Origin of the sequence: Bacteroides sp. 519, from assembly GCF_010500955.1 — a bacterium.
Taxonomy (GTDB): domain Bacteria; phylum Bacteroidota; class Bacteroidia; order Bacteroidales; family Bacteroidaceae; genus Bacteroides.
This window is the reverse complement of sequence record NZ_QVMJ01000117.1, coordinates 1-319: the sequence shown is the minus strand read 5'-3', so window position 1 is coordinate 319 and position 319 is coordinate 1. Positions and strand designations below refer to the sequence as shown.

1 pseudogene is annotated in these 319 nt (G+C 42.6%); it reads right to left on the bottom strand.

Annotated features, from left to right (window positions below):
* Positions 1-93, bottom strand: a pseudogene (locus tag D0T85_RS22160) ([acyl-carrier-protein] S-malonyltransferase); the annotation flags it as partial.
* Positions 94-319 lie beyond the last annotated feature (226 nt).

Genomic DNA, 319 nt, shown 5'->3' with positions numbered 1-319 from the left:
ACCGGCAGCAACCAAAGCTGAGAACTCACCAAGTGAATGCCCGGCAGTCATTTCAGGCTGAAAATCATCACCTATACATAGAGCTGATATTACTACTATAGGTACCAATCCGGCAGGGGTCGGGATTTACAGAAGTAATGATCTGAATGTAACCGAAATCTTCGTTTATCATATAAGCTGCATCTACACTGTTTTGCGGAATATCTCCCCGAACAATATCGAACGATAACCACGAAGATACCCCCTTCGTACAATGATTTCTGTACGTTATTGATGGAGTTGTCTATAAAACGTGCCTGACGAAAGATGTCGGTTGTTA